Origin of the sequence: Microbacterium sp. LjRoot45 (assembly GCF_964253325.1) — a bacterium.
Classification (GTDB): domain Bacteria; phylum Actinomycetota; class Actinomycetes; order Actinomycetales; family Microbacteriaceae; genus Microbacterium.
In genome coordinates, this window is sequence record NZ_CAXUQM020000001.1 from 700639 (window position 1) to 722647 (window position 22009).

18 protein-coding genes are annotated in these 22009 nt (G+C 69.2%); 9 read left to right on the top strand and 9 right to left on the bottom strand.

The features are described 5' to 3' along the window. The first annotated feature begins 52 nt into the window (after nucleotides 1-52). The 4 genes from ACSQ18_RS03145 to glpK all read left to right on the top strand — a co-directional run bounded on the left by ACSQ18_RS03145 (nucleotide 53) and on the right by glpK (nucleotide 6879). Nucleotides 53-1390, top strand: a complete 1338-nt coding sequence (locus ACSQ18_RS03145) for an ABC transporter substrate-binding protein (RefSeq protein ID WP_436035672.1) — start codon at nucleotides 53-55, stop codon at nucleotides 1388-1390. A gap of 7 nt (nucleotides 1391-1397) precedes the next feature. Next, nucleotides 1398-3494, top strand: a complete 2097-nt coding sequence (locus ACSQ18_RS03150; protein ID WP_436035674.1) for an alpha-galactosidase — start codon at nucleotides 1398-1400, stop codon at nucleotides 3492-3494. A gap of 19 nt (nucleotides 3495-3513) precedes the next feature. Further along, complete coding sequence (locus ACSQ18_RS03155) at nucleotides 3514-5262, top strand: FAD-dependent oxidoreductase (protein ID WP_436035676.1); 1749 nt, start codon at nucleotides 3514-3516, stop codon at nucleotides 5260-5262. An 84-nt stretch (nucleotides 5263-5346) separates the two neighbouring features. Next, on the top strand, nucleotides 5347-6879 hold the full coding sequence (gene glpK, locus ACSQ18_RS03160; protein WP_436035678.1) for a glycerol kinase GlpK: 1533 nt from the start codon (nucleotides 5347-5349) through the stop codon (nucleotides 6877-6879). Nucleotides 6880-6882: 3 nt separating this feature from the next. Here glpK and ACSQ18_RS03165 read toward each other — a convergent pair whose 3' ends face one another. The 9 genes from ACSQ18_RS03165 to sdhC all read right to left on the bottom strand — a co-directional run bounded on the left by ACSQ18_RS03165 (nucleotide 6883) and on the right by sdhC (nucleotide 15132). After that, the gene (locus ACSQ18_RS03165; protein WP_436035679.1) at nucleotides 6883-7761 is read right to left on the bottom strand and encodes an Fpg/Nei family DNA glycosylase; all 879 of its coding nucleotides are present in this window, start codon (nucleotides 7759-7761) and stop codon (nucleotides 6883-6885) included. A 33-nt stretch (nucleotides 7762-7794) separates the two neighbouring features. Then, nucleotides 7795-8361, bottom strand: a complete 567-nt coding sequence (locus ACSQ18_RS03170) for a GNAT family N-acetyltransferase (protein WP_436035680.1) — start codon at nucleotides 8359-8361, stop codon at nucleotides 7795-7797. 173 nt (nucleotides 8362-8534) lie between these two features. Then, nucleotides 8535-9539 carry a tryptophan--tRNA ligase gene (gene trpS / locus ACSQ18_RS03175; protein ID WP_144807271.1) on the bottom strand — a complete coding sequence of 335 codons (1005 nt, stop codon included), beginning with the start codon at nucleotides 9537-9539 and terminating at the stop codon, nucleotides 8535-8537. A gap of 48 nt (nucleotides 9540-9587) precedes the next feature. Continuing rightward, nucleotides 9588-10427 carry an exodeoxyribonuclease III gene (locus ACSQ18_RS03180; protein ID WP_436035682.1) on the bottom strand — a complete coding sequence of 280 codons (840 nt, stop codon included), beginning with the start codon at nucleotides 10425-10427 and terminating at the stop codon, nucleotides 9588-9590. Further along, nucleotides 10424-11611 (bottom strand): YihY/virulence factor BrkB family protein, encoded by a 1188-nt coding sequence (locus ACSQ18_RS03185; protein WP_436035684.1) that lies wholly within the window; start codon nucleotides 11609-11611, stop codon nucleotides 10424-10426. The genes ACSQ18_RS03180 and ACSQ18_RS03185 overlap by 4 nt, the downstream gene beginning before the upstream one ends. A gap of 50 nt (nucleotides 11612-11661) precedes the next feature. Beyond that, nucleotides 11662-12420: a succinate dehydrogenase iron-sulfur subunit gene (locus ACSQ18_RS03190; RefSeq protein ID WP_144807274.1), complete on the bottom strand. Its 759-nt coding sequence runs from the start codon at nucleotides 12418-12420 to the stop codon at nucleotides 11662-11664. Then, a complete protein-coding gene (gene sdhA / locus ACSQ18_RS03195; protein ID WP_436035686.1) occupies nucleotides 12420-14243 on the bottom strand; it encodes a succinate dehydrogenase flavoprotein subunit in 1824 nt (607 codons plus the stop codon). The genes ACSQ18_RS03190 and sdhA overlap by 1 nt, the downstream gene beginning before the upstream one ends. 2 nt (nucleotides 14244-14245) lie before the next feature. Then, nucleotides 14246-14695 (bottom strand): succinate dehydrogenase hydrophobic membrane anchor subunit, encoded by a 450-nt coding sequence (locus tag ACSQ18_RS03200; protein ID WP_144807276.1) that lies wholly within the window; start codon nucleotides 14693-14695, stop codon nucleotides 14246-14248. Beyond that, the gene (gene sdhC, locus ACSQ18_RS03205; RefSeq protein WP_144807277.1) at nucleotides 14695-15132 is read right to left on the bottom strand and encodes a succinate dehydrogenase, cytochrome b556 subunit; all 438 of its coding nucleotides are present in this window, start codon (nucleotides 15130-15132) and stop codon (nucleotides 14695-14697) included. Before sdhC ends, ACSQ18_RS03200 begins: the two co-directional genes overlap by 1 nt. A gap of 239 nt (nucleotides 15133-15371) precedes the next feature. On the opposite strand from sdhC, the gene ACSQ18_RS03210 reads away from it, so the two are divergent. The 5 genes from ACSQ18_RS03210 (at nucleotide 15372) to ACSQ18_RS03230 (ending at nucleotide 22000) form a co-directional block, all read left to right on the top strand. Next, complete coding sequence (locus ACSQ18_RS03210) at nucleotides 15372-16487, top strand: mannose-1-phosphate guanylyltransferase (protein WP_301039420.1); 1116 nt, start codon at nucleotides 15372-15374, stop codon at nucleotides 16485-16487. A 184-nt stretch (nucleotides 16488-16671) separates the two neighbouring features. Beyond that, nucleotides 16672-17793, top strand: coding sequence for a BMP family lipoprotein (locus ACSQ18_RS03215; RefSeq protein ID WP_436035689.1), 1122 nt, complete (start codon nucleotides 16672-16674; stop codon nucleotides 17791-17793). Nucleotides 17794-17919: 126 nt separating this feature from the next. After that, complete coding sequence (locus ACSQ18_RS03220; protein WP_436035690.1) at nucleotides 17920-19437, top strand: ABC transporter ATP-binding protein; 1518 nt, start codon at nucleotides 17920-17922, stop codon at nucleotides 19435-19437. Further along, nucleotides 19434-20726: an ABC transporter permease gene (locus tag ACSQ18_RS03225; protein WP_436035691.1), complete on the top strand. Its 1293-nt coding sequence runs from the start codon at nucleotides 19434-19436 to the stop codon at nucleotides 20724-20726. The genes ACSQ18_RS03220 and ACSQ18_RS03225 overlap by 4 nt, the downstream gene beginning before the upstream one ends. Beyond that, nucleotides 20723-22000, top strand: coding sequence for an ABC transporter permease (locus tag ACSQ18_RS03230; protein ID WP_436035692.1), 1278 nt, complete (start codon nucleotides 20723-20725; stop codon nucleotides 21998-22000). The genes ACSQ18_RS03225 and ACSQ18_RS03230 overlap by 4 nt, the downstream gene beginning before the upstream one ends. Nucleotides 22001-22009: the final 9 nt, after the last annotated feature.

Here is a 22009-nt window from a genome sequence, read left to right on the forward strand (position 1 = left end):
CCCGGCCGGTACCAGCCGGAAACCCTGCACGTCCCACCAAGAAAGAGAGATCATGCGACACATGAAGAGAGCCGCCGGTCTGGCGGTCGCCGCCACGCTGGCGCTCACGCTGGCGGCCTGCTCCTCCGGCACCGAAGGCGATGGAGGCACCGGCGACGCTGCCGGCGCCTGCGAGCCGTCCGAGGGCAAGGTCACCCTGACGTTCACCTCCTGGATCCCGGGTATCGAGGATGCCGTCGCGATCTGGAACGAGGCGAACCCCGACATCCAGGTCGAGGTGCAGACGGGCCCGTCGGGCAACGCCGGCACCTACCAGAACTTCTTCAACCAGCTCGAGGCCGGCAACGCACCCGACCTCGGCCAGATCGAGTACGACGCGATCCCCAACTTCCGCGTCCAGGACGGTCTGGAAGACCTCGGCGTCTGCGCCGACATCGTGGCCGCCAAGGACCAGTTCGTGGACTGGACGTGGGGCCAGGTGAGCCTCGGCACCGACGACGAGGTGTACGGCGTTCCGCAGGACTCCGGTCCGATGGCGCTGTTCTACCGCAGCGACCTGTTCGAGGAGAACGGCATCGCCGTGCCCACGACGTGGGAGGAGTACAAGGCGGCAGCCGAGAAGATCCGCGAACTCGGCGGGTACATCACCAACTTCTCGCAGACCGACATCAACCAGTTCGCGGGCTTCGTGTGGCAGGCCGGCGGTCAGTGGTTCGGCAACGACGGCGACCAGTGGACGGTGGATCTGACCAGCGACGCATCGGTCACCGTCGCCGACTACTGGCAGGACCTCATCGCGAACGATCTGGTCTCCACCTACCCCGCGTGGACCGACGAGTGGAACAACGCCTACAACTCGGGCGAGGTCTGGACCTGGAACTCCGCGGTCTGGGGAGCGAACTCGATCGCCAGCGGCGCCCCCGACACGGCGGGCAACTGGTCGGTCGCCCCGTCGCCCCAGTGGAACGCGGGAGAGTCGGCCGCCGGCAACTGGGGTGGCTCGTCCATCGCGGTGTTCAAGGGCACCGACCACCTGTACGAGGCCGCGAAGTTCGCGCTGTGGCTCAACTCGTCGGAGGAGGCGCTCACGTCGCTCAACGCCACCGCGGCGATCTACCCGGCCACCAAGGCGGGTCTCGACCTGCCCGTGCTGCAGGAGGGCGTCGAGTTCTACGGCGGTCAGAAGATCTACGACGTCTTCGCTGAGGCCGCCGGCCAGGTCAACCCCGACTTCGTGTGGGGCCCGACGATGACGCAGACCTACGCCGATGTCTCCGACGGCTTCAAGTCGGCGGTCGCCGGCTCGGGGACGCTCGCGGACGCACTGGAGAAGGGGCAGACGGCCACGATCGCCGCCCTCAAGGCGCAGTCCATTCCGGTCGCGGAATAATCGAGAGATGATCCATCACCTTCGTGCCGCGGGCGTCAGCGTCGTGCTCGATGCCCGCGGCACGCGGGTGCCCCGCCTCCTCCACTGGGGCGCCGACCTCGGCGCGCTCGACCCGACCGCGCTCACCGCGTTCGCCGAGGCCCGCGTGCCGGCGATCGCGCCGAGTTCGATCGACGTCCCCTTCTCGCTCTCCGTCCTCCCTGACATCTCCGACGGGTGGACGGGCCGGCCGCCGGTCGCGGTCCGAGGCCCCCGGGCTCAGGGCCCCCGGGCTCGTCCCACGCTGCTCGGCACGACCGCCGTCGGCACCCAGCGGATCGATACTTCCGTGGGGTGGGGGGCGGCGCGCATCGACACTCGGTGGGAGCTGACCTCCTCCGGCATCCTGCACATCGCCACGACGGTCACCAACGACGGGAGAGACGATCTCGCGCTCTCCGACGTGGGTGTCGTGCTCCCCGTGCCGGATCGGGCGCGCGAGGTGCTCGATTTCTCCGGCCGGTGGTCGGGGGAGCGGGCGCCGCAACGCCAGCAGCCCGCGCAGGGCGTGTGGCTGCGCGAGACCCGCCATGGTCGCAGCGGCCATGACGACCCGTTCCTCCTGGTCGCGGGCACCCCCGGCTTCGGCTTCTCCCGCGGCGAGGTGTGGGCGGTGCACCTGGCCTTCAGCGGCGACAAGCGGCTGTGGTTCGAACGCTCCGACCTGGGCGCGTCGGTGCTCGGCGCCGGCGAGCGCCTGAGCGGCCTCCGCCTCTCCCCGGGTGAGGTGTACACCGCACCCGCCGTGTTCGCCCTGTGGTCGGGCGAAGGGCTGGATGCCGTGGCCGCCCGCTCGCATGACTGGGTCCGCGAGACGCGCGGCGCGATGACACCCCGCCCGGTCACGGTGAACACGTGGGAGGCGGTCTACTTCGATCACGATCTCGCGCGGCTCACCGAGCTGGCCAGCGCGGCCGCCGACGTGGGCGCGGAGCGCTTCGTGCTCGACGACGGGTGGTTCACGGGCCGCACCGACGACACGCGGGCGCTCGGCGACTGGACCGTCGATGCACAGTCCTGGCCCGACGGCCTGTCGCCGCTCATCGATCACGTGCGCGGTCTCGGCATGGAGTTCGGACTGTGGCTCGAACCCGAGATGGTGAGCCTGGACTCCGATCTCGCGCGCGCCCACCCCGACTGGCTGCTGAGCGATCTCGCCACGCCGACCTGGCGGTTCCAGCACGTGCTCGACCTCACGAAGGCCGACGTGCGCGCGCACCTCTTCGGCGCGATCGACGCCCTGCTCCGCGAGTACCCCATCTCCTTCGTGAAGTGGGACCACAACCGCGATCTCCTCGTCGACGACAGCGGCGGGCAGGTGCGGGCCGTCTACTCCCTCCTGGATGACCTCCGTCGCGCCCACCCGCACGTCGAGTTCGAGTCGTGCGCCTCCGGGGGTGCGCGCATCGACCTCGAGATGGTGCGCCACGCCGACCGCTTCTGGACGAGCGACACCAACGACCCCCTCGTGCGCCAGCGCATCCAGCAGTGGACCGGACTCCTCCTGCCGCCCGAGTACCTCGGTGCCCACGTGGGAGATGCCCGCGCGCACACGACGGGGCGCGTCTCTTCCCTCTCCTTCCGTCTCGCGACGGCCCTGTTCCTCCACGCCGGGATCGAGAGCGATCTCACCCGCGTGGGCGACGCGGACCGCGCGGCGATCGCCCGTTGGGCGCATTACTACCGCGCACACCGCGACTTCCTCCACTCGGGCCGCGCGGTGCACGCCGACCTTCCGGGCGACAGCGCGCTCCTGCACGGCGTCGTCGCCCCGGATCGCCGCCGCGCCCTGTACTGCTACGCCGCACTCGACAGCGCAGACGCGGCGCTGCCGGCACCGCTGACGCTTCCCGGGCTCGATCCCGACGCCGTGTACCGCGTCGAGGTCGTGGACTTCGGCGTGCCCGCGCACGCCATCGAAGACGCCCCGCCACCGTGGATCGCGACCGGCATCGTCCTGCCCGGCACCGTCCTCGCGGCGGGGGCGCTCACCGTCCCGCTGTTGTCGCCGGGCAACGCCCTCCTCCTCGACGTCCGCGCGCTCGACGTCGCCGCCACCGCGTAGCCTCGATAGGGGAACACTCATGACCTCACACGACACCTCGCACCCTCGCCCGCACGCCGATCTCGCCCGCCGCCCCTACGCCGACGTCCTCATCATCGGCGGCGGCATCAACGGCCTCGCGACCTTCCGCGACCTGGCGCTGCAGGGCATCGACGTCGCCCTCGTCGAGCGCGATGACTTCGTCTCCGGCGCCTCGGCGGCCTCGAGCCACATGATCCACGGCGGCATCCGCTACCTCGAGAACGGCGAGTTCCGTCTCGTCCACGAGGCGGTCACCGAGCGCAACGGGCTGCTGAAGATCGCGCCCCACTACGTGCGGCCGCTGCAGACGACGATCCCCATCTACTCGACGCTGTCCGGCATCCTGTCCGCGCCGCTGCGCTTCCTGCGTCACGGCGGGGGCAAGCCGCGCGAGCGCGGGGCGGCGCTCATCAAGATCGGACTCGTGATCTACGACTCCTTCTCGCGGGGCGGGGGGATCTTCGGTCAGGGCACGGTGCCCCGCCACACCTTCCACGGGCGGCGCCGGTCGCTCGAGCAGCTTCCCCAGCTCGATCCCACCGTGCGCTACACGGCGACCTACTGGGATGCCTCGCTCCACGACCCCGAACGGCTGGCGATCGACGTGCTCCGTGACGGCGTCGCCGCCGGTGGCGAACGGGCACGCGCGGCCAACTACACCGCGGCCGTCGGTGCCGAAGACGGGAAAGTGCTGCTGCGGGGGGAGGACGGCGAGGAGTTCGCGTTCACGGCATCCGTCATCGTCAACGCGTCGGGACCGTGGACCGACCTCACCAACGCGGCGCTCGGCGACCCCACCCGCTACATGGGCGGCACGAAGGGGTCCCACATCGTCCTCGACCACGAGGAACTGCTCGCGGCCACGGGCGGTCGGGAGCTGTTCTTCGAGCACTCCGACGGGCGGATCGTGCTGATCTATCCGTTGAAGGGCCGCGTGCTCGTCGGCACGACCGACCTCGAACACGACATGGGTGACCCGATCGTGTGCACCGATGCGGAAGTCGACTACTTCTTCGACCTCATCGGGCATGTCTTCCCCGGCATCCGCGTCGACCGCTCGCAGATCGTCCACCGCTTCGCGGGTGTCCGCCCGCTCCCGGGCCACGGCGACCTCGCTCCCGGCTTCGTCTCGCGCGACTACCGCATCGAGATGCAGCGGCTCGGCGGCGACGCCGGTCCCGGGGTGCTGAGCCTGGTCGGCGGCAAGTGGACCACGTTCCGCGCGTCGGCCGCGCACCTGGCCGACCGCGTGATGGACCTGCTCGCCGTGCCGCGGCGGTCGTCCACCAAGGGGATGCCGATCGGCGGCGGTGCGGGCTACCCGCAGAACGAGCGGGCGCGGCGCCAGTGGCTCGAACCGCACGCGCGCGTCCTCGGCATCGACCGGGCCGCACGGCTGCTCGACCGGTACGGCACCGTCGCGGCCGACGTCATCGCCGCTCTCGGCGACGACGACCGCCCTCTCGAGACCCTGCCGACGTACAGCACCGGCGAACTTCGTCACCTCGCCCGCTCCGAGCACGTCGCTCACCTCGACGACGTCCTGCAGCGGCGCACGAGCATCGCGTTCGTGGGGCACGCCACCGAGGCGGTGGCCGCGGAGGTCGCCGCGGTCATCGCGCCCGTGCTCGGCTGGAACGACGCGCAGACCGAGGCCGAGGTCGCCCGGGCGCTCGCCGCCGTGCGCTGCGCAGAGCCCGCCGCCGAGCCCGACGCGTCCGACCGTGTGGAGAGCACCACGCGATAGCGTGGCAGAGCATGCCTCGACCCGTTCCCGCTTCGGACGGGCCGGTCGGGGCCGTGCAGGCAAGTCCGTGAAGAGGAGACGACGATGTCCAGCCATGTGATCGCGCTCGACCAGGGAACGACGTCGACGCGGGCGATCGTGTTCGACGCCTCGGGGTCGCCGGTGGCATCCGCGCAACGCGAGCACGAGCAGATCTTCCCGCGGGCGGGGCGGGTCGAGCACGACGCGTCGGAGATCTGGACCAACGTGCAGTGGGTGCTCGCGCAGGCGCTCGACAACGCCGGGCTGGAGGCCTCGCAGATCGCGGCCCTCGGCATCACCAACCAGCGCGAGACCGTGGTCGTCTGGGACCGGCACACGGGCGCACCGGTGCACCACGCGCTCGTCTGGCAGGACACCCGCACGCAGCCGGCGGTCGACAGGCTCATCTCCGCGCGCGGTGTCGACGCGTTCGCCGACCAGACCGGCCTTCCGCTCGCGACCTACTTCTCCGCGTCGAAGCTCGCATGGCTCCTCGACCACGTCGAGGGTGCACGTGCGGCGGCCGAGGCCGGCGATCTCCTCTTCGGCACCCCCGACAGCTGGGTCGTGTGGAACCTCACGGGCGGAGCGGACGGCGGCATCCACGTCACCGATGTCACGAACGCGAGCCGTACCCTCCTCATGGACCTCCGCACCCTCGACTGGTCCGACGAGCTGCTCGAGGTCTGGGGCGTGCCCCGCGCCATGCTGCCCGAGATCCGTTCCTCGTCGGAGGTGGTGGGCGAGGTCGCCGTCGGCGAGCTCACCGGCATCCCCATCGCCGGCATCCTCGGCGATCAGCAGGCCGCGACGTTCGGACAGACCGCGTTCGACGCGAGTGAGTCGAAGAACACCTACGGCACGGGCAACTTCCTGCTCGTCGGAACGGGCACCGAGCTCGTCCGCTCGCGCGCGGGGCTCATCACGACCGTCGCCTACCGCTGCGGCGACGAGCCCGCCCGCTACGCGCTGGAGGGGTCGATCGCCGTCACCGGCTCCCTCGTGCAGTGGCTGCGCGACAACCTCGGCATCATCCGCAGCTCCGAAGAGGTCGAATCGCTCGCGGCGACCGTCGACGACAACGGCGGCGCCTACTTCGTCCCCGCCTTCTCGGGGCTGTTCGCCCCGTACTGGCGCCCCGACGCGCGCGGCGCTCTCGTCGGCCTCACCCGCTACGTCACGAAGGGCCACATCGCCCGCGCCGCGCTCGAGGCGACGGCGTTCCAGACCCGCGACGTCATCGAGGCCGTGCAGGCGGACTCCGGTCACACGCTCGACGAGTTGCGCGTCGACGGCGGCATGACCCGCAACGACGCCCTCATGCAGTTCCAGGCCGACATCCTCGGCATCCCGGTCGTGCGGCCCGAGGTGGTCGAGACGACGGCTCTCGGCGCGGCGTACGCCGCCGGGCTGGCCGTGGGCGTCTGGCGCGACCGCGACGAGCTGCGCACGCACTGGAAGGAGGGCGCGCGGTTCGAGCCGAAGATGGATGCCGATGAGCGCGCCCGCCGCTACCGGCAGTGGAAGAAGGCCGTCACGAAGTCGATCGACTGGGTCGACGAGGATGCCCGCATCCTCATGGGCACGACGGAGTGACGTCTACTTGAGCAACCGCGACAGGCGGCGGTCGGCAAGGATCTTCCCGCCCGTCTGACACGTCGCGCAGTACTCGAGGCTGTTGTCGGCGAAGAAGACGCTCCGCACCTCGTCGCCGCACACGGGGCACGCCTCGCCCCGTCGGCCGTGCACCGCCATCCCGCGCCGCTTGGCGTCTTTCAGCTCGGCCGGCGGCTTGCCGGATGCCGTGGCGACCGCGTCGGTGAGAGTGTCGTGGATCGCCGCGAACAGCCGGTCCACCTCGGCGTCGTCGAGGGTCGCCGCCAGGGCGTAGGGCGACATCTTCGCCGCGTGCAGGATCTCGTCGGAGTAGGCGTTGCCGATGCCGGCGACGACCGACTGGTCGCGCAGCACGCCCTTGATCTGCGTGCGCCGGCCCGCCAGGAGGGCGGCGAGGGTCTCGCGCGTGAAACCGGGATCGAGCGGATCCGGCCCCAGGCGGGCGATCCCCGGCACGTCGTCCGGACGTCGCGCGGCGTAGACGGCGAGCGACTTCTTCGTGCCGGCCTCGGTGAGGTCGAAGCCGGAGCCGTCATCGAACCCGACGCGCAGGGCGATGGGCGTCTTGCCCGGACGGATGACGGTCCCCGGCAGCTCGTCGTACCAGCGCAGCCAGCCCGCCTTCGCCAGGTGGAAGATCAGGTGCGGCACGCCGCCTTCGGCTCCGGCATCCGTCTCGATGTCGATGAACTTGCCGTGACGGCGCGCTCCGGCCCCCGTCGCACCCTTCAGCGCGTCGATGGGCGGGTCGTAGGTCTTCAAGGCGGCGATGTTCGCCACGGTTGCTTTCGTGACCGTGCGGCCGCGCAACCGCCCGTCGAGGAAGTCGACGAGACCCTGCACCTCCGGCATCTCAGGCATGACGCCATCCTGCCACTGCGCGCCGACTCCCGGTCAGGTCGCCAGGACCGGCCAGTCCTGCGGGGTACGGTCGTCGCCCGGAAGGAGCCCGGCGATCCATGCGTCGTCGCGGCGTCCGGTGCTGTGGAGGAGTGCCTGGCGCAGCAGGCCCTCGTAGCGGAACCCGAGGGTGCGGGCGGCGCGCGCCGACGCGATATTGCCGGTGACGGCGCGCCACTCGATCCGAGCGAGGCCCAGGCCGTCGGGGGAGAACCCCCAGTCGACGACGGCGCGCGCTGCCTCGGTCAGCAGTCCTTGGCCGCGGGCTCCGGCGGTCATCCAGTACCCGAGCTCGCCGTGTCCGCGCCCGAGCCGGTGGAGCCCCACCATCCCCGCGAGCACGCCGTCGCGGCGGACTGCCCACGTCGCCTCGGAACCGGCATCCCACCAGGCGGCGACCTTCTCCACGAAGCCTTCCGCGTGCTCCCGACGGTAGGGCGACGGAACCGTGGTGTAGCGCTGCACGTCGGGGTCCTGGCACGCGGCGAAGATCGCGTCGATGTCCTCTTCCGTCGGTACGGACAGCACGAGCCGCGCGGTGGACAGGGTGACCGGTTGCATGCCCCGACCCTATCCGCCCGCGATGCGACCGCGTGGCCGGCGGCGCCGTGCGTGAACCGCCGGCGGCGCGACGGCCAGGCGCACCGGAGGACTTCAGCGCTTCGGAGGGCCGTTCCCGCCGATTCGCCCTCCGAACGGCAGATACCCTCCGATCTGACCGCCCGGAGCAGCGGTCACACGCGGCGGAGGAGGCCCACCTTGTCGTACACGTCGGCGAGGGTCGCGTCGGCCACCTCGTCGGCGCGCGCCGCGTTCGCTGCCAGCACGCGGTCGAGTTCGGCCGGGTCGGCGAGCAGCTCGAGAGCCCGCTCGCGCACAGGCCCGAACTCGTTCACGACCACGTCCGCGAGACCCTTCTTGAAGTCTCCGTAACCGCGGCCGGCGTACTCGTCCTCGATCGATCCGATCTGGCGCCCCGAGAGAGCGGCGTAGATCACGAGCAGGTTCGAGACGCCCGGCTTGTTCTCGCGGTCGTATCGCACCGACCCTTCGGAGTCGGTGACGGCGCGCATGATCTTCTTCGCGGATGCCGAGGGCTCATCGAGCAGCCAGAGCACACCGGCATCCGACTCGGCCGACTTCGACATCTTCGCCGTCGGCATCTGGAGGTCGTAGATGCGTGCCGTGTCCTTCTGGATGACGGGCGTGGGAACGGTGAAGGCCTGGCCGTAGCGTGAGTTGAAGCGCTCCGCGAGATCGCGCGTCAGCTCGACGTGCTGCTTCTGGTCGTCGCCGACAGGCACGATGTCGGTCTGGTACAGCAGGATGTCGGCGGCCATCAGCACGGGATACGTGAAGAGGCCGACGTTGGTGGCATCCGTCCCGTAGCGCTGAGACTTGTCCTTGAACTGGGTCATGCGTCCGGCCTCGCCGAAGCCGGTCAGGGTCGACAGGATCCACTGCAGTTCCGCATGGGCCGACACGTGCGACTGCACGTACAGGGTCGACTTCGACGGTTCGATGCCGGCCGCGATGTACTGCGCCGCGGTGCGCCGAGTCTTCTCGCGCAGCTCCGCCGGGTCGTTCGGCTGCGTGAGCGCGTGCAGGTCGACGACGGAGAAGAACGCGTCGTACGCCTGCTGCAGGTCGCGCCACTGCATGAGCGCCCCGATGTAGTTGCCGATCTGGAGGGAGTCGGCGGAGGGCTGCATTCCGGAGTACAGGCGGGGTTTGCTCACCCGTCCAGTCTAGGAGAGCGGATGCCACGGCCTCCGCTCCGGGGAGCGTCAGAACCGGTAGTCGGCGACGACGGGGGCGTGGTCGCTCCAGCGGGTGTCCCAGGAAGGCGCGCGCACCACGCGATAGTCGACGACCCGCTCTGCCAGCTGCGGCGTCGCCAGGTGATAGTCGATCCGCCAGCCCGTGTCGTTGTCGAACGCCTTGCCGCGGTTCGACCACCACGTGTACGGCCCGTCGACCTCGCCGGCCCAGCGCCGCCCCACGTCTACCCACCCGAGTCCGGCTCCCGTCGACCCGTCGACCCCGGTGACCGTCGTGCCCGCCGCGCCCGTGAAACGGTCGAAATACGCCCGCTCGCGGGGGAGGAAGCCGGCCTTCTTGACGTTGCCTCTCCAGTTGCGGATGTCGAACTCTCGATGCCCGACGTTGAGATCGCCGGTGATGATGCCGAGGTCGCCGATCGTGCTCATCCGCCGTTCCATCGCATCGAGGAACGCGTACTTCGCCACCTGCTTCTCGGTGTCGGCCTCACCCGTGAACACGTAGGCGCTGACGACGGTGATCGTGGCGCCGTCGACGTCGATGTCGGCCTCCACCCACCGGCCGCGCGTGTCGAGCTCGCTGTCGGCACCGGCGAGGTCGATCCGCCAGATGTCGAGCGGTTCGCGCGCCGCGATCGCGACTCCGGCCCGGCCCTTTGCGAGGGCCTCGTCGTTGACGATGTGCCAGCCGGGGAGCGCGGCGGCGAGATCGGCGGCCTCGGCTCGGACCTCCTGGAGGGTGAGCACGTCGACGTCGGCCGTCTCGAGCCACGGCAGCATGCCTTTGCGGGCGGCGGCACGGATGCCGTTGACGTTGACAGAGGCGATGCGGAGCGTGCGAGTCACCCGTCGAGCCTAGCGAGGGGCCCCGACGTCGAGATGCTCTCGTCGGCTTCGATACGAGCGAGCTCGTCCTCCGCCCGGCGCACATCGCGGTCGGCCGCCCAGCGCCGCCACCACGGCGCTGCGCCCCGTGCCACATGTGCTTCCCGCACCCGCACGCGGGCGGCGACCAGGAGCGCCTCCCGTTCGGCGGCGCGGCGTTCGGCCTCGCTCATCGGCACGAGGGGGACGTCGCGGTCACGCGCGGAAACGGCGACCCACGACGCCGCGACGAGGATCACGATCCCGACGAGGCGGAACCACAGGAGGAAGCCGATGAACACCGAGAACGTCGCCAGGAGCGGGTTGGCCGGCGTGTAGTACAGGAGGAAGCCCGCGCCGAGCTGGAGAACGATGAGCGCACCGCCGCCGAACAGCGCGCCCGGCCAGATGCGTCCCCACGGCAGCGATGTACCCGTGAGCAGCCGGATGAGCCCTGCCAGAGCGGCCGTGTTGATGACGAGGGCGATGAGGAGGGATGCCAGTCGGCTCGCGACGTTGCCCCAGCCGGGCAACAGGTCGCCGCCGAACATCCGGAACAGCAGGTCGATCGCCCCACCGGCGACCCAGCCGAGGCCGGCGCCCAGGAGCAGGGCGCCGCCGAAGAGGGCTGCCGCGACGAAGTCGCGCGCCTTCAGCAGCAGGTAGCTGCGGCTGTCGAAGGGGAGCCCGAAGATGTCGCGCACGGCGCGCCGGGTGAAGGTCACGAAGCCGATCGCGGTCCACACGGCGACGCCCACCGCCACGGCACCCGTGACCGCCAGCACGCCCGAGGCGTTGCCGGCGATCTCCGCCACCGCTTCTTGAGAGACGAGGCCCGTGCCGTCGGTGCCGATGAGCCCCGGGATGTAGGAGTTGATGAGGCCGACGAGCCCGTCGATGGCCGACTCGCTACCGCCCAGCCACAGGCCGACCACGGCGAAGGCGACGTACAGCACCGCGAAGATCGTGAAGATCGACTGGTAGCTGATCGCTGCCGCCAGGAGGAATCCGTTGTGGCGCAGGAAGTGGCGCCACACGCGGATCGGGAACCAGGCGAGCGTCTTCCGGGTCAACTCGGTCGCGCGCTCGATGGGCTCGTCGAGGCGCTCGCGGATGGCGGACTGCTCCCAGCGCTCCCGCCAGAGATCGGTGCGATCGTCGCTCACGCGACCAGCGTAGCGGGGGCTCCGCGGCACCTCAGCGACCGCGTAGCACCTCAGCGACCGCGCAGCACCGCCTGCTTGACCTCGGCGATCGCCTTCGTGACCTCGATGCCGCGCGGGCAGGCCTCGGTGCAGTTGAAGGTCGTGCGGCAGCGCCAGACGCCCTCCTTGTCGTTGAGGATGTCCAGACGCACGTCGCCGGCATCGTCGCGCGAGTCGAAGATGAACCGGTGCGCGTTGACGATCGCGGCAGGACCGAAGTACTGTCCGTCGGTCCAGAAGACCGGGCACGACGACGTGCACGCGGCGCAGAGGATGCACTTCGTGGTGTCGTCGAAGACCTCGCGGTCGACGATGGACTGGATGCGCTCCTTGCCCGGCTCGGGCTTCGAGTTCGAGATGAGGAACGGCTGCACTTCGCGGTACGACGCGAAGAAGGGCTCCATGTCGACGACGAGGTCCTTCTCCAGCGGCAGGCCCTTGATCGCCTCGACGTAGATCGGCTGCGAGATGTCGAGGTCCTTGATGAGCGTCTTGCAGGCCAGGCGGTTGCGCCCGTTGATGCGCATGGCATCCGAACCGCAGATGCCGTGCGCACACGAGCGGCGGAAGGTCAGCGAGCCGTCGACCTCCCACTTGATCTTGTGGAGGGCGTCGAGCACGCGGTCGGTCGAGTAGAGCTCGACGTCGTAGTCGACCCAGCGCGGCTCGCTGTCGACCTCGGGGTCGAAGCGGCGGATGATGAAGGTGACGAGGAACGACTGGATGCCGGTGTCGTTCGCGGTCTCCGGAGCATCGGCGACGAGCGTCATCAGTACTTCCTCTCCAGCGGGGGGTATCGCAGTTCGCCGGCCTCGTTCTTCGTGAAGACGACCGGCTTCCAGTCCAGGCGGATGTGGTCCTCGGCGTGCGACGAGTGCGGGTCGCCCGACAGGTAGGCCATCGTGTGCTGCATGTAGTTCTCGTCGTCGCGCGTCGGGAAGTCGTCGCGCATGTGGCCGCCGCGGCTCTCCTTGCGGTTGCGCGCGGTGACGACGACGACCTCGGCGATGTCGAGGAGGAACCCGAGCTCGACGGCCTCGAGGAGGTCGGTGTTGAAGCGCTTGCCCTTGTCGTCGACGTGGACGTTCTTGAAGCGCTCGCGCAGGTCGGCGATCACGGTGAGCACGTCGCCCAGCGACTCGTCGGTGCGGAACACCTGGGCCTTGCGGTCCATCTCGTCCTGCAGCGTCTTGCGCAGCACCGCGATCCGCTCGGTGCCCGGGTTGTGACGGAGTCCTTCGAGCATCTCGCGCACCTCGGCGGCAGGGTCTTCCGGCAGCGGCACGAAGTCGGCCGTCTGCGCGTACTGCACGGCGTGGCGCCCGGCGCGCTTGCCGAAGACGTTGATGTCCAGGAGCGAGTTGGTGCCGAGACGGTTCGATCCGTGCACCGACACGCACGCGCACTCGCCCGCCGCGTACAGGCCCTGGACGACCGTCGTGTTGTCGCTGAGCACCTGCGCGTCGTTGTTGGTGGGGATGCCGCCCATCGCGTAGTGGGCGGTGGGCATGACCGGCACGGGCTCGACGACGGGATCGACGCCGAGGTAGGTGCGCGCGAACTCGGTGATGTCGGGGAGCTTCGTCTCCAGCACCTCGGCGCCGAGGTGCGTGCAGTCCAGCAGCACGTAGTCGCGGTGCGGGCCGGCGCCGCGGCCTTCGGCCACTTCCTGGACCATGCAGCGGCTCACGATGTCGCGCGGCGCCAGGTCCTTGATCGTTGGTGCGTAGCGCTCCATGAAGCGTTCGCCCGACGCGTTGCGAAGGATCGCGCCCTCGCCGCGTGCGCCCTCGGTGAGCAGGATGCCGAGGCCGGCGAGACCGGTCGGGTGGAACTGGAAGAACTCCATGTCCTCCAGCGGCAGCTTCTTGCGCCAGATCACGCCGACGCCGTCGCCGGTGAGGGTGTGGGCGTTGGAGGTGGTCTTGAAGATCTTGCCGAAACCGCCCGTGGCGAAGATCACGGCCTTCGACTGGAAGACGTGGAGGTCGCCCGTGGCGAGCTCGTAGGCGACGACGCCGGCGATCTGCGTGTCCTTGCCCTCGCCGACCGTGATGAGGTCGAGGACGTAGAACTCGTTGAAGAAGTTGATGCCGAGCTTGACGCAGTTCTGGAAGAGCGTCTGCAGGATCATGTGGCCCGTGCGGTCGGCCGCGTAGCACGCGCGACGGACGGGGGTCTTGCCGTGGTCGGCGGTGTGACCGCCGAAGCGGCGCTGGTCGATCTTCCCCTCGGGCGTCCGGTTGAAGGGGAGGCCCATGTTCTCGAGGTCGATGACGGCGTCGATGGCCTCCTTGGCGAGGATCTCCGCGGCATCCTGGTCGACGAGGTAGTCGCCGCCCTTGACCGTGTCGAAGGTGTGCCACTCCCAGGAGTCCTCTTCGACGTTGGCCAGCGCCGCCGCCATGCCGCCCTGCGCGGCTCCCGTGTGGGAACGCGTCGGGTAGAGCTTGGAGATGACGGCGGTCTTGGCGCCGGGCCCGGCCTCGATCGCGGCACGCATGCCGGCGCCGCCGGCGCCCACGATGACGACGTCGAACTGGTGGTAGTGGACGCCGTCTTTCACGACGGCGTCCGGGTACGCGGTAGTCACAGTCAGGATGCCTTGCAGATCTCGGTCAGGACGCTGCCGTCGCTGAGGTTGGGGATGCACGGGTCGAACGTGAAGACGACGAGCGTGCCGAGCAGGATGAGGAAGCCGGCGGTGATCCACAGCGCCCAGACGAGGGTGGTGCGGACGCGCGGGCCGGTGACGTAGTCGTTGACGATCGTCCGCATGCCGTTGGCGCCGTGGATGAGCGCGAGCCACAGCATGAGGACGTCCCACCACTGCCAGAAGGGCGTGGCGAACTTGCCGGCGACGAAGGCGAAGTCGATGCCGTGGATGCCCTCGCCGAGCATGAGGTTGACGAAGAGGTGGCCGAAGATCAGGACCACGAGGAGCACGCCGGAGACGCGCATGTAGATCCAGCCCCACTTCTCGAGGTTGGCGCCCTTCTTGCGGACGGCGCTGCTGCGGGGCGCGGCCAGGGTGTCGGCGGACATCAGTGACCCCCTCCTGCGAACTCGGAGAAGACGATGGGGAGGTGGCGGGCCGCGAAGCCCCCCACGGTGATGACCCAGAGCACGAGCACGGTCCACCAGAGCTGGCGCTGGTGACGCGTCGCCCACGGCCACAGGTCGACCGCGATGATGCGGAGGCCGTTGTAGGCGTGGTAGACGATCGCGGCGACGAGCACCGTCTCGCCGAGGCCCATGATCGGGTTCTTGTACGAGCTCATGACCGCGTCGTACGCGTCGGGCGCGACGCGGATGAGCGCCGTGTCGAGCACGTGCACGAGCAGGAAGAAGAAGATGGCGACGCCGGTGATGCGATGCAGCACCCACGACCACATTCCCTCGTTGCCGCGGTACAGCGTGCCGCGCGGCGTCCGGGATGTCGTCTGGGCTACCGACGGTATGACGCGTGCTGGTGCGGACACGGTCGTCCTCCCTTGGTGTGAACGGCACCTCGCTTCGGCGGGGACGGCTACATCCCTGGGGCTTCCGACCCCGACGTCGCACACGAGTGCAAATCTCATCCTAGATCGCCGTTTCACGAGGGGTCGAGGAAGGGGAGCCTAAGTTCTCTCGATATCGAGAGATAGGCACGAAACCCCATTCTTTCGGAGGGGGTCACGGTTCTCCTGGGGGCGTCGGCGGTGCCCGGTACGCTCGTCACATGGTGGACCCCATCGAGGACTTCTACGCCGTCATCCCCGCGGGCGGCGTCGGCAGCCGACTGTGGCCGCTGTCGCGCGCCGACGCACCCAAGTTCCTGCACGACCTCACCGGCTCGGGGCACTCGCTCCTGCGCGATACGTGGGATCGCCTCGAACCGCTCGCCGGCGCCGATCGCATCGCCGTCGTGACGGGCCGCGCTCACCGTGCGGCCGTGGAGTCGCAGCTGCCCGGCATCCCGGATGCCAACGTGTTCCTCGAGTCGGAGCCGCGCGACTCCGCCGCCGCGATCGGGCTGGCCGCCGCGATCCTGCATCGTCGCGACCCCGACGTCATCATCGGATCGTTCGCCGCCGACCACGTGATCCGCGTGCTCCCGGTCTTCCACTGGGCGGTGCAGCAGGCCGTCGCCGTCGCCCGCGAGGGCTACATCTGCACGATCGGCATCACGCCGAGCGAGCCGTCGGTCGGGTTCGGGTACATCAAGAAGGCCGACATGCTCACCGTCGGGGGAGCGCCGGAGGCCGCCCTCGTCGAGCGGTTCGTCGAGAAGCCCGATCTCGACACCGCCAAGGAGTACGTGCAGTCGCGCGACTACCTGTGGAACGCGGGCATGTTCATCTCTCGCGCCGACGTGCTGCTGGCCGAGTTGGCCGCCAATCAGCCCGAGCTCCACGCGGGCCTCCTCGAGCTCGCCGAGGCCTGGGACGACCGCGAGCGGCGCGGCCCGGTGGTCGACCGCGTGTGGCCGACGCTGCCGAAGATCGCGATCGACTACGCCGTCGCCGAGCCCGCTGCCGAGCGCGGACGGCTGGCGGTGATCCCGGGCCACTTCGATTGGGACGACGTGGGCGATTTCGCCAGCCTCGCCAAGCTCAACTCGGGCGGACGCAAGAACGACCTGGCGATCCTCGGCGAGAACGCGCGCATCCTCTCCGATGCCGCCAGCGGCATCGTCGTCAGTCACACGACCCGCGTCATCAGCCTCATCGGCGTGAAGGACATCGTCGTGGTCGACACCCCCGATGCGCTCCTGGTGACCACGAGCGAGCACGCTCAGCGGGTCAAGGGCGTCGTCGATGCGCTGAAGCTCACCGGTCGCGGCGACGTGCTCTGAGAGAAGCGCCGCGCCGCCCCGGGTTCGGGATTTTGAGCAGGATGCCGCCCGCGTGACGGGTTCATTGCGTCTTTGTAACCATTCGGCTGAACCGGCCTGCTCAGCGTGCAAATCGGTCGACACACTAGGTAACTTCAACGTGCACACCCGCGAAGTCCGCGGGTCTTCGTCCGTGGAGGCACAGTTGACCATTTCCACCCGTAAGCGCGTGCTCGGCGGCTTCCTCGCCGCCAGCATGTTCGTGGCCCTCGCCGGTTGTGCGTCGGCTCCCGAGACCGCCCCCACCAGTGGCGGCGAGAGCCCCTCCGGCGCCGCGGTCGTCGACGGCTTCAAGCCCTGCATGGTCTCCGACGCCGGTGGCTTCGACGACAAGTCGTTCAACCAGCTGGGCTACGAGGGCCTCGTCCGCGCGACCGAGGCGCTCGGCCTCGACGAGCCGACCACCGTCCAGTCCGACTCGGAGTCCGACTTCGCGCCGAACCTCACGAACCTCGTCGACCAGAACTGCACGCTGATCATCACGGTCGGCTTTGCTCTCGCGTCGGCTGCGGGTGAGTCTGCCGCGGCCAACCCCGACATCGAGTACGTCTCGATCGACGACACGGTCGACACCGACTTCGACGGCAAGACCGACTCGCCGAACATCAAGCCGATCATCTTCGACACCTCGCAGGCCGCGTTCCTCGCCGGCTACGCGTCCGCGTCGTACTCGACCGCCAAGAAGGTCGGCACCTTCGGTGGCATGAACTTCCCGACGGTCTCGATCTTCATGGACGGCTTCGCCCAGGGCGTCGAGTACTGGAACGAGCAGAAGGACGACAACGTCGAGGTGCTCGGCTGGGACCGCGACAAGCAGGACGGTGTCTTCACCGGTGCCTTCACCGCCAACCAGGACGCGATCAACGCTGCTCAGGGTCTCGTCGACCAGGGTGTCGACGTGCTGCTGCCCGTCGGTGGCCCGATCTACCAGTCGGCTGCCTCGGTCATCCGTGACTCCGGCCGTGAGATCGCCCTCATCGGCGTCGACGCAGACGTGTACGAGACCGACCCGAGTGTCGCCGACCTGCTGCTGACCTCGATCCGCAAGCTGATCGACGTCGGTGTCGAGGACGCCGTCAACGCGGCGGCCGTCGGCGAGTTCGACGCGACCCCGTTCGTCGGCACGCTGTCCAACGACGGTGTGGGACTGGCTCCGTTCCACGACTTCGAGAGCAAGGTCTCGCCCGAACTCCAGGGCGAACTCGACGAGATCAAGGCCGGCATCATCGACGGCTCCATCACCGTCGAGTCCTACCTCGCCGGCTGACGTATTCACTGACGCAATGGGGAGACCGGTCCCGTGCCGGTCTCCCCATTGCGTCGTCCACCCGTGCATCGACGCGCGATCGACTGAGGATCGCGCGCCGACGCCCCCCTCAATAGGATCGGGAGCATGAAGCTCGAACTCCGCGGCATCACGAAGCGGTTCGGCAGCCTGGTCGCCAACGACCACATCGATCTCGTCGTGGAGGCCGGAGAGATCCACTGCCTGCTCGGCGAGAACGGCGCAGGCAAGTCGACGCTGATGAACGTCCTCTATGGCCTCTACACCGCCGAAGAGGGCACGATCCTCCTCGACGATCAGGTCCAGAACTTCCAAGGTCCGGGCGACGCGATGCGCGCCGGCATCGGCATGGTGCACCAGCACTTCATGCTCATCCCCGTCTTCACGGTCGCCGAGAACGTCATGCTCGGCCACGAGTCGACGAAGGCCGGCGGCTTTCTCGACCTCGAGGCGGCACGTGCGCGTGTGCGCGAGATCTCGTCGCAGTTCGGGTTCGACGTCGATCCCGACGCCCGGGTCGAAGATCTTCCGGTCGGCGTGCAGCAGCGCGTCGAGATCATCAAGGCGCTCTCCCGCGATGCGAAGGTGCTCGTGTTCGATGAGCCGACCGCGGTGCTCACTCCGCAGGAGACCGATGAGCTGATGGGCATCATGCGCCAGCTCAAGGCATCCGGCGCATCGATCGTGTTCATCACCCACAAACTGCGCGAGGTGCGCGAAGTCGCCGACCGCATCACCGTCATCCGGCTCGGCAAGGTCGTCGGCGAGGCGAGCCCCACGGCATCCAACGCCGAGCTCGCCTCCATGATGGTGGGCCGCGCGGTCGAGCTCACTGTCCACAAGGACGCTCCCACCTACACCGATGCCGCGCTGAAGGTGGACAAGCTCAGCGTCATCGACCCCCACGGCAACGTCGTCGTGAGCGATGTGAGCTTCGAGGTGCGCGGTGGCGAGGTGCTGGCCGTGGCAGGTGTGCAGGGCAACGGGCAGACGGAGCTCACCGAGGCCCTCCTCGGTCTTCAGCCGCAGGTGCGTGGTTCGATCACCCTCGACGGGCAGGAACTGGTGGGGCGGAGCGTGCGCCGCATTCTCGACGCGGGTGTCGGCTTCGTGCCGGAGGACCGCAACGAGGACGGACTCGTGGGGGAGTTCACGATCGCCGAGAACCTCATGCTCGATCGCGCGAACGGTGCCCCGTTCGTGCGCGCGGGCACCGTGCAGCGCGCCTACCTCGCGGAGTTCGCGAAGGAGAAGTTCGACGAGTTCGACGTGCGCGCCCAGGGAATCGATACCGCGGTCGGCCGCCTCTCCGGCGGCAACCAGCAGAAGGTGGTGCTCGCGCGCGAGCTCAGCCGCGAGCTGTCGCTGCTGGTGGCCGCTCAGCCGACACGCGGTGTCGACGTCGGCTCGATCGAGTTCATCCACAAGCGCATCGTGCAGACGCGGGATGCCGGTGTGCCCGTCGTGGTCGTCTCGACCGAGCTCGACGAGGTGGCCGCCCTCGCCGATCGCATCATGGTGATGTATCGCGGCCGCATCGTGGGCATCGTGCCGGGCGACACGCCGCGCGAGACCCTCGGCCTGATGATGGCCGGAGAGACGCCGACCGAGGGAGCAGCCGCATGAGCGCCCAGACCCCGACACTCCCACCGGCGTCGCCGGTTGCGCCGGAGACGCCCCCGCCCTCCCGATGGCACGAGACCTGGCTGCGGATCACGCAGGGCAACGCCATCATCTCCGTGCTCGCGATCGTGCTCGCCCTCATCGTCGGCGGCATCATGATCGCCTTCACGGACAAGGACGTCCAGGCCACGTCCGCCTACTTCTTCGCCCGCCCGGGTGACACGCTCGTCGCGATCTGGAACGCGGTCGGCGGCGGCTACGCCGCACTGTTCCAGGGCTCGATCTACAACTTCGGGGCGCCCACCTTCGCGCGCGCGATCCGCCCGCTGACCGAGACCCTCACCTACGCCACGCCGTTGATCGCGGCGGGCCTCGGTGTCGCGCTCACCTTCCGCGTCGGCATGTTCAACATCGGTGGCCGCGGCCAGATGCTGATGGCTGCCGCCGGCGCCGGGTGGGTCGCCTTCAGCTTCGACCTGCCGTTCCCGCTGCACCTCGCCGTCGCTGTCCTCGTGGGCATGCTGTGCGGGGCCATGTGGGCCGGCATCGCCGGGCTCCTGAAGGCGCGCACCGGAGCGCACGAAGTCATCGTGACGATCATGCTGAACTACGTCGCGTTCTATCTGATCTCGTGGATGCTGCGCACCCCCGGGCTCCTCCAGGCGCCCGGCTCCAACAACCCGAAGACGCCTCCGATGAAGGAGACGGCGGTCTTCCCGCTGCTGTTCGGCGAGCAGTTCAACCTCCACTTCGGATTCATCCTCGTGATCCTCGCAACGGTGGTCGTGTGGTGGATCCTCAGCCGTTCGAGCCTCGGCTTCCGCTTCCGGGCCGTGGGCCTCAACCCCAACGCTGCGCGCGTCGCGGGCATCGACGTGAAGAACATGTACGTGTACGCGATGCTGATCGCCGGTGCGCTGGCAGGCTTGGCCGGCGTGAATCAGGTGCTCGGCACGATCACGAGCGGCTTCTCCGCCGACATCGACGCCGGCATCGGCTTCGACGCCATCACGGTCGCTCTCCTCGGACGCTCGACCCCGTGGGGGACGTTCGCGGCCGGCATCCTGTTCGGCGCGTTCAAGGCCGGCGGGTACTCTATGCAGGCGGCGGAGCAGATCCCCGTCGAGATCGTCACCGTCGTCCAGTCGGTCATCGTGCTGTTCATCGCGGCGCCGCCGCTCGTGCGCACCATCTTCTTCCTTCCCTCGCCCGAGCGTGATCGCCGACGGCAGGAGAAGGCGAGGCAGAAGGCGCTGAAAGCGCAGGTCGCGGCTGAGGAGGTGGCCTCGTGAGCAATGTTGCCGTCTCGACCGACGCGGTCCTCCCGGAGACGACCGTGATCCGCAGCTGGAAGACCCCGGTGGCACTCGCGGTGTTCTCGGTGCTGTTCGCGGTGCTGATCTTCGCTGCCCCGCGCGGCGGGGAGACAACCTTCCGGCTCTCCACGGCGCAGGACGCTCTCGCCCTCCCCGACCTCGTGGTGCCCGTCGGCGCGACGGTCGTGGTGTGCCTCGTCCTGCTCGCCCTGCTCACCGCCCTGTCGACGTATTTCGTGCGCAGCGCCGGTCGTTCGCCGCTCTGGCTCGTGGTCTTGTTCGTCGTCGTCGCCATCGTGGGTTTCCTCACGTGGGCGGCCAGCGGAGCGGCGCTGCCCGTCCCGGGCCTGCTCTCGGGGGCGCTCACCCTCGCGGTTCCCCTCATCTACGGTGCGCTCGCGGGTGTCATCGGTGAGCGTGCCGGTGTCGTGAACATCGCCATCGAGGGACAGCTCCTCGCCGGGGCCTTCACGGCAGCGATCATCGGGACCATCACGGGACAGCCCCTCCTGGGGATGGTCGGCGCGATGGTCGCCGGAGCGCTCGTGGCCTTCGTGCTCGCGGCGTTCGCCATCAAGTACATCGTCGACCAGGTCATCGTCGGAGTCGTGCTGAACGTGCTCGTCACCGGGCTGACGAGCTTCCTGTACTCGCAGGTGCTGCAGCCCAACGCGGCGACCCTCAACACCCCGCCACGGCTCGAGCGCCTGCCGATCCCGCTGCTCAGCGACATCCCCGTCATCGGTCCCGTGCTGTTCCGCCAGACGATCCTCGTCTACCTCATGTACGTCATCGTCTTCGTCGTGTGGTTCGCGATGTTCCGTACCCGCTGGGGTCTGCGGCTGCGCGCCGTCGGCGAGCACCCGAAGGCCGCTGACACGGTCGGCATCAAGGTCAATGCGACGCGGTTCTGGAACGTGCTGCTCGCCGGTGCGATCGCCGGACTCGGGGGAACCGTGTTCACGATCGGCAACGGCATCGCGTTCAACAAGGAGATGACCGCCGGAGCGGGCTTCATCGCGCTTGCCGCCGTCATCTTCGGGCAATGGGACCCGATCAAGGCGACACTCGCGGCGCTGCTGTTCGGATTCGCGTCGAGCCTGCAGAACTCGTTGAGCGTCATCGGTTCGCCCGTGCCGAGCGAGTTCATGCTCATGCTCCCGTACCTCGTCACGATCTTCGTCGTCGCCGGGGTCGTGGGGAAGTCTCGCGCCCCGGCCGCCGACGGCGTGCCCTATGTCAAGTCCTGAGGAGACATC